Genomic DNA, 8,145 nt, shown 5'->3' on the forward strand with positions numbered 1-8,145 from the left:
GCGCGGCCCGTGGAACGGCCTGGACGACGTCGAGATCGCCACCATGGAATGGGTCGACTGGTACAACAACCGGCGCCTCCACAGCGCCTGCAACGACCTCCCACCAGCCGAATTCGAGACCCACTACCGAACACAAACCGCCACGGCTATCCTCACCCCAGCCAGCTAACCCGGCCTCCACGAAACTCGGCGCGGTTCAGTACGGCTGTCCCGGCGCCGTCCCGCAACGCCCCACTGCCACATTTTGGCCTCACTATGGCGGTCCGGACAGGAACTGTCGGCCCTGCCCCATACGATCCACGCGAACGGTCCAAGCGATTCCCGAACAGCGCCTGGATCGATTCGTGAGCATCCAGAACGTGGCGAAGGATCACCTGGTGAGCGAACGAGACGTACTTGTTGAAGCCCTCGTGGCCGAGGTGCTCGGCCCACGACGTGGTCCCACCGAGGTGATGTCGGCCGAAGAGGACCCTCTGGACGAGTACATCATCGGTGTGCTTTCGCCGGCCAAGACTGTGTCCGAACCGGAGCTGGACGCGGCCGACGAGTTGGGCGGTGACGGTGGTGCCGGTGCGGATGACGACGAAGGCGCCGAGTCATCCGTCGTGACTCTGCCGACCACAGGCACTGGTCTGCCCAGTCTGAACCTCGATCCGATGACGAGGCCCTCCTCGATGGGCATCTCAATGGCGATCGAGGCTGAGGGTCCTCCGGTGATCGATATCTGCGTGACCTGGGCCAGGTACACCGACGACAGCGCTACCGGATCCTGGCGCCGCCAGCCGTACGGGCAGATTTGGCGATCAGTGAAGTGCGGCTCGAAAAGTCTCACCCTTACTCCCGACAGCGATCCGGCCGTGTCAGTTCGTGTCCGCAGCCGCCATGATCATCAGGGCACGTGGCAGGTTTCCCTGTTCCTCGTCAACGACACTCAGTCCGAACAAAGGCGGCCCCGAAGCCAGGAGCACGTCTTCCAGCCACAGATCCGTATCCTCTGTCGCGAGGGAACAATCGTTCCCGTGGAGCGGCAGCGTCCGTCCCGTGATCCAGAGGAGGAGAGTCTCGACCTCCTCTATCAAGACCGGCCGACGCTCGCTCGCGGGCACCTGTGCTCCGCCCTCTGGCGAGCCGTCGATCCAGAGCGTCCGCATCCGCAGGGTCACCGAGGTAGAGGAGCTCCCTTCGTCTGGACGGACGGACAACACCTATTCGACAAAAGCGCCTTCGAGGAGTTCTCTCCGGCAGACGTTCGTTCCGAGTACGTGCCCGTCATACCAGTGAACGCACCGAGTTCCGAGTGGCCGACAGACGCAGGTACATCACCGGAGCGAGATCCGATCAAACTGAGTGAAATCACGGACGGGAACGCGCTCCGTCGAGCCCTGATACCACTGGCGGACAGCTACGAGAGATGGGTCAACAGCCTTCCGGCCACCCCGGGAGTCGCTGCGGCCCATGTCGAGCGATGCCGGCAGGCACTGACACGGATCAGGGACGGTATCGATCTTCTCCAGTCGGACGAGGACACGCGCCTGGCTTTCGGTTTTGCCAACAGGGCGATCGCCCTACAGTCGGAATGGGGCAAGGGCCGGGTCAATCCATGGCGCCCCTTCCAGCTCGCCTTCATACTGCTCAACCTGCGTGCCATGGTCGACGAGGCACACCCGGACAGGGACATCTGTGACCTGCTCTGGTTCCCAACTGGCGGTGGCAAGACGGAGGCGTACCTTGGCCTCGCTGCCTTCACCCTCGGCTACCGCAGACTCCGCGCCCGCCGCGAGGGAAGTGCCTGCGGTGGGGCGGGCGTCACGGTTCTGTCGCGCTACACCCTCCGGCTTCTGACGATCCAGCAGTACAGGCGGGCGCTGACCCTGGTCACGGCGTGCGAGTATCTGCGCGTGCATGGTCAGACTGGGCGGCGAGGCTGGCGGCCAGAAGGCTCGGCCCAGCGGGACGACCTGCTCTGGGGCGAACAGCGGTTCTCGATCGGTCTGTGGGTCGGCGGTAGCGTGACGCCGAACAACCTGCTGGACTTCACCTACAGGGACGCAAACGGGAAACCTCAGGTTGTTCACGGCGCGATCTCGATCCTCCAAGGTAAGCGTGGCGACGGAGACCCTGCCCAGATCCTCAACTGCCCTGCCTGCCGGGCACCTCTCGCCCTCCCCTCCGAGGGGCTCCGCGGCAACGACCGCCCAATCACGCTGCACGTCGTTATGAGCGACGTGGCCCGGCTCAAAGTCCTTCCGGAAGATCTGTCCCAGGACCCCATCAGGGTCTCCACGGTCAACGTGGCACCCCACACGGGTTCGAACTACGCGACGGTATCGATCACGCTCAGCGCTGACAGGGATGTCGCAGCGGAAAAGGTCGAGGCATGGTTCGTAGAGCACGTCAGGCGCAAGTTCGGTCCCCATGCGGAGCTGGCGCCCGTTCGGGCAACCCGCCCGGGCTACTTCATCCGCGAAGTCGACTGGGGGGTCGGCCGGCGGGCAAGGCCCAAAGCTGTTGACTTCGAGATCTTCTGCCCCAACGATGACTGCGTACTCAACCAGGACATGACGTGGAGCGAGAGAACTCCCGCGGGAGCGTGGGACGTTCCGGAAGCCTTCCGCAATGCGGCAGGCGATGCCGTTCGATGCCCGATTCCTGCCTACACAGTGGACGAGCAGGTCTACGCCCGAACGCCCTCAGTTGTGGTAGCCACTGTGGACAAGTTCGCGCGGCTGGCATACGAGCCCAGGGCTGGATCCCTCTTCGGCAACGTCGATCGGTACAACGAACATCTCGGATACTTCCGATCCTGGTCTGCACCGGGTGGCCCGGATGGGCTTCCCAACAAACCTCGAGAGGTTCCGTCCTCAGGCCAGAGTCCGGCGGTGTCTGGGCTCCGTCCGCCTGCGCTGATCCTCCAGGACGAGCTCCATCTCATCGAGGGTCCTCTGGGGAGCATGGTCGGCCTTTACGAGACGGGCATCGACCTCCTGGCCACGGAGGCCCGTGGTTCGACGCCGGTCCGGCCGAAGTACGTTGCGTCCACCGCGACCGTGCGGCAGGCTCAGGAGCAGGTGGAGTCCCTCTACGCTCGCGACCTGGCAGTGTTTCCTCCGCCGGGAGTGAGCGCGGACGACTCGTTCTTCTCCCGCACCGCCCCCAGCCACCCGCTGGACACCGAGCAGCCAGGACGCCTGTATGTCGGCATCGTGGCACCTGGACGTGGTGCTCAGACGCCCCTCGTTCGTACGTGGTCCCGACTGCTACAAACACCCTACGAACAGCTTGAAGCGGGGTCCAAGGAGCGGGACGTCGATCCGTTCTGGACACTTGTGGGGTACTTCAATGCCATCCGGGAACTCGCCGGAGCCGTGGCCCTCGTCCGGCAGGACATTCAGCAACGTCTCAGTAGCGTGGCGGACGCTCCCCGCGAGATCGTGGAAGCCGATCCCATGGAACTGTCCAGCCGTGCTGATTCGCTCAGCCTGCCCATGATGCTGGACGATCTTGGATCCAAGCTCGGTGACCCACGCACACCGGTCAACGTGGTGGTCTCCACATCGATGTTCGGCACCGGAGTGGACGTCGATCGACTGGGCCTGATGTTCGTGAACGGTCAGCCAAAGACGACCTCGGCATACATCCAGGCCACCGGTCGAGTGGGCCGGTCTGGAGGTGGCCTGGTCGTCACCTTCTATCGGTCCACACGCCCCAGGGATCTGAGCCACTACGAGTACTTCGCCGGCTACCACACGACCCTCTATCGTCATGTGGAACCCGTCACGGTGAACCCGTTCGCACCCAGGGCGAGAGACCGCGCTCTCGGTCCGGTGACTGTCAGCATTCTCCGACAGGCGCGGTTCCTCCCGACGGCAGACGGAGTGGTGCCGGTCAACGAGCGCTGGAGGATCCAGCAGCGCTTGGTCAACGGGTGGTACTGCTGTGCCTCAGCGATGGACCAAGAGCGCACATCCGCTGATGTCGAATCCGTGCCGGCACTTCTCGAACAGCGCGCCAACCGGCAACCCGAACAGCGCCGACCCGCGCCCGGCGAAACAGCGGGACACGCAGGAGCTCAATTGGACGTGTGGAAAGAGGTCGCTGCCACGTACGGCAACTCGCTCCTCTACTTCGAAGGAACCGTCACCAGGACAGCCTCCATGCCAGTCGTCCTGGGCGATCTCGCACACGAGGTGGCGCGAACCGGTGAGGCGTTCAAGAATGCCCCCAACTCCCTCAGGGAAGTCGAATCGACCGTGACTATCAGTGGGAGGAAGTGACCGTGCCCAAGTATCAGGCCATCCGCCCTTCCCAGTTCATCACGACCTTCGGCCCCGGTAGCATCGTGGAAACTCCTTCGGGCCCCGTCGTGCTGAAGTCCGTGGACGAGCTGTTCCGGAAGAACAACATCGAACCGCACGACTTCGAGATCATGGACGATCGGATGTCGCAGGGCGTTCTCGAAGGAGCGAAGATCTGCCGCATTCCCACCAATGCTGAGATTGGTGAGCCTGAGCACGAGGAGATCTATCCCACGGACGGCCTTCCCTACTGGGCGCTCTGCACGCAGCACAAGAGCCGCGATGTCCTCTACCAGATCGGCAACGGGTGTCCCGATTGCGGGACCCTGCCCACCTGGGCACGACGCGAGAAGGGCGGCAAGGAGGCCATTCGCTTCGTGATGGCCTGCGAGGGTGGACATCTTGATGAAGTCCCATGGTCCGCTGTGGTCCACCTGCACTCCAAGCCCTGTGGGGCGAAGCACTTCCACTGGCACGGGGGCGGACGGGCGCTACGGCTCGTACGGATAACGTGCCCGACGTGCGGTGCCTCCGAGAACTTCGGAACCGCTTACGGGCGCTCATGGAAGTGCAGCGATCGCCAGCCCGAGCTCGGATCCCGCCCCGAGTCATCCACCTGCAGCCGCGACGCCTTCATCGTGCAGCGAGGATCGGCGAATCTCCGGATCGCAGATCTGGTCACCGCATTGACCATCCTCGACATCCCCGCAAGGCTTAATGACATTCTCGGGTACGGACCACTGCTACACAGCATCCGTACCCTGCGTCGCCTGGACAGGCTCACTCAGGAGGAACTGCTCACCGAAGCCAAGGAGTCCAACATCCCAGCTGATGAGATCGACTACCTTGCGCGCACTCCGTGGCCTGAGATCGAGGCCGCAGTGGACCAACTCCTTGCCGAGCAACCCGTCGGCGAGCTGGCTTTCCGAGCCGCTGAACTCCGACGTCTCCGGCAGGCAGCGACGTCCGGGGCACCAGTTCTCGATCACGAAGACGAACGTCGAGGTACCCCACTGTTCGAGGTCCGCAGGAGCCAAGTCCGGAGCGTGCGCGGTCCGAACAACCGTGTGACCTTCCGTGTCACTCCGGTGAGCAGACTCCGGATGGTCATGGTGCAAAGAGGTTTCAGGCGACTCGATCCGAACGCGCCGGTGGTGCCCACTGCGTTCACCAGGAGGACGGCCACTTGGTACCCGGGGGTCGAACTCTTCGGGGAGGGTATCTTCCTTGATCTCGGGGATACCCACCTCACCCTCGAAGGAAGCAGATTGCATTCGTGGGAAGCTCTGCACGCGCAGGCCGATGATCCAGACGATCTTACCAAGCACCCGGTGCACGTGTGGTGGCACTCGCTTGCTCATCGGCTTCTCTGGGCGCTGTCCGTCGACTCCGGCTACTCCTCCGCAGCCATACGAGAGCGTGTCTACCTGAACGTCGACAGTGGGCAGGCCACTGGCGGCGGAGTGCTCCTCTACACCGTTCAACCTGGCGGAGACGGAACCATGGGTGGAATGATCTCCCTGGTTGACCGCTTCGACCGGGTGCTCAGACGCGCTCTTGGGGACGTGGACACGTGTTCCAACGACCCTCTCTGCGAGGAAGCAATCGGTTCGGGCGCCGAAGGTGCCGCCTGTTTCTCCTGTCTCTTGGCGTCCGAGACTTCTTGCGAGCATCGGAATCACGGCTTGGACAGGCTGTTGCTGGCCGAGAACCTCCCGTAGATCTCGCCGCCGCGGCGGACGGGGCCGTCCCGTCCGCCGCCGGCCCCGTTACTTGTAGAAGTCGGTGTACTTGTTGTACGCGAGTTCCCCCTGCTCGCCATGGAACCTGATGTTGTCCTTGACATCGATCACAAGGCAGCGATCAGTCCCGCCGAATGCACTGCCACGCATTCCTCGTCCGATCATCTGGGCATAAAGGACCCTGCTGGTCGTGGGACGACCGATGACCAGTGCACGAACCTTTGGCGCGTCAAATCCGGTAGTCAGGACACCGTAGTTACAGAGCACGGAGATTCTGCCCTTGCGGAACTCCTCCACCAGTGCTCGCCTGGTCGCCGCCCGAGTGTCAGCAGTGATGACGGCCGCGGACCGCCTGGCCCGACGCAGGAGGATCGACATGGCCTCTGCGTGCTCAACGGTGCAACCGAAGAACAGGGTCGGCCACTCCTCGGGAATGGTCAGAAGCGCCTCGGCAAGCGCCTTGTTCCTCTCCTGGGATTCGGTGATCGACTGAAGAAATCCGGGATGGAACTCGTGGAAAGTGTTGAAGTGGTCCACGAACTTCTGACTGCTTCCCAGGTCGAACTTCTGGCCGTGCTCCACGAATCTGTGGTCCACCTCGGAGAGCACGCCGCGACGACGCAACTCCTTGATGGGTTCAGCTCCCAGCGACTCGGCCTTGAGCAGACGCCCGTGGAACATCTGCGCCATGTTCTTGGTTTCCGTGTCGTCGCTTCGGAACGGCGTGGCGGTCAGTCCGAGAAGGGGAATGCTCGAGCGGCCTTCCTTGGACACGTCGACACCCAGGAAGGTCAGGACCTGACGGTAACTTGGAGCACCGATCCTGTGTGCCTCGTCGACCACCGCGACTCCGATATTCCTGCTGAGTTCCCTGAAGTCCGACAGGCTCTCAGCCTCCGAATCCTCTCCCTTCACTACGGATTGAAGTTTCTGAATACTCGCAACCATCACGTGTGGGCGCTCCTCCGGCTTGGGAACCTCGTAGTTCCCCCAGAAGCGCGCGACTCGCAGGGGCGCATGCACGTCCAGAGCCGCACGATGTCCTAAATCAATCCACACCTCATTGAATGCCTGCACGGCCTGCTCGCAAAGTTCTTCACTTTGGGCAACCCAGAGAACCACTGGACTCTGATCCTGCTCGTGCTGCAGCAGCCATGCGACAAGACTCTCAACCGCAGTCCGGGTCTTGCCGGCCCCGGTGGGAAGGGTAAGCACAGCCCGATTCTCACCCTGGGTCCCGTTGAGGACCTTGAGCGCCTGGTCCCGAAGGTCGCGCTGGAAGTCGGCGAGGTCGTTTAGCGGTTTGAAGGGAGTCGCCACAAGCAGGGACGGTTCCTGCGGAGAGCCGGGAATTCCGGCGAGGGCCGCAGGCAGTCCGAGCGTCTTGACGAAGTGGCGCGCCCAGCTCTTGCCAGCGTGCCAGGTGACCTTCGCGATCCTTTCAACAACCTTGCCGTGCGGACCCCTGATCGACTCCGCGGCCCGGTGCTCACGCAGTAGGTCGAGTTCTTCGCTGGTTGCTCGTGCTGCAAGAGCACGTCTCACAGGCGCTCTCTCGGAGCCCTCCAGGAGGGAGACTCCGTACCGGTCCACGATGTATTCGGCGAGTTCATGCTTGGGAAGTCTTGTCGGAGGTCGTCCGCGTACACCCGGACGCCGCTCCGCCTCCACGACGAGCGTCTCCACCGGCTTTCGCCTGCCGCGCCTGGGCTTGTCGAGTTCGTCGACCAAGTTGCGGAGATCAGTCTCGCTGAGGCGCTCGTTGAGGTAACGAACAACCCACTCACGATCATGGTCGCTCAGCTGCCCGAAGACTTCCACCCTCATACCTCTCCCTGGCAATACGGCCCAGCACTGCCCCGTTGGACCGTTATATAGGACAGGTATGACAATTCCTGCGACAGTTACATCACAAGAACGACGCAACACCCACAGTGACATCACAGGAAAGTAATCGAAAAAGCGTTCGAGAAGCTAGGTACTCTTATCCCAACCCGCGTGGAATCTAGCCTCGGGCTTTCGCGACGAATTTGAGCGGGCTTGATCGTTTACATGAGAAAAGTGCCTTTGAGCTGGGAGGATTGGGCTTGTCGAGAGTCCTGTCCGCA

4 protein-coding genes are annotated in these 8,145 nt (G+C 62.8%); 3 read left to right on the forward strand and 1 reads right to left on the reverse strand.

Translation table 11 applies throughout. The annotated features are described in order from the left end of the window. Positions 1–19: 19 nt before the first annotated feature. From FLV34_RS43555 to drmB, 3 genes are all read left to right on the forward strand, one after another. On the forward strand, positions 20–169 hold the full coding sequence (locus FLV34_RS43555) for an integrase core domain-containing protein (RefSeq protein WP_369074152.1): 150 nt from the start codon (positions 20–22) through the stop codon (positions 167–169). Between the two features lie 175 nt (positions 170–344). Beyond that, on the forward strand, positions 345–4,274 hold the full coding sequence (gene drmA, locus FLV34_RS38260; RefSeq protein WP_147945486.1) for a DISARM system helicase DrmA: 3,930 nt from the start codon (positions 345–347) through the stop codon (positions 4,272–4,274). A 2-nt stretch (positions 4,275–4,276) separates the two neighbouring features. Then, positions 4,277–6,016: a DUF1998 domain-containing protein gene (gene drmB / locus FLV34_RS38265; RefSeq protein WP_147945487.1), complete on the forward strand. Its 1,740-nt coding sequence runs from the start codon at positions 4,277–4,279 to the stop codon at positions 6,014–6,016. A gap of 48 nt (positions 6,017–6,064) precedes the next feature. On the opposite strand, the gene FLV34_RS38270 is transcribed toward drmB, so the two are convergent. After that, on the reverse strand, positions 6,065–7,864 hold the full coding sequence (locus FLV34_RS38270; protein ID WP_187280853.1) for a DEAD/DEAH box helicase: 1,800 nt from the start codon (positions 7,862–7,864) through the stop codon (positions 6,065–6,067). Between the last annotated feature and the right edge of the window lie 281 nt (positions 7,865–8,145).

Origin of the sequence: Microbispora sp. CSR-4 (assembly GCF_008033685.1) — a bacterium.
Classification (GTDB): Bacteria; Actinomycetota; Actinomycetes; order Streptosporangiales; family Streptosporangiaceae; genus Microbispora.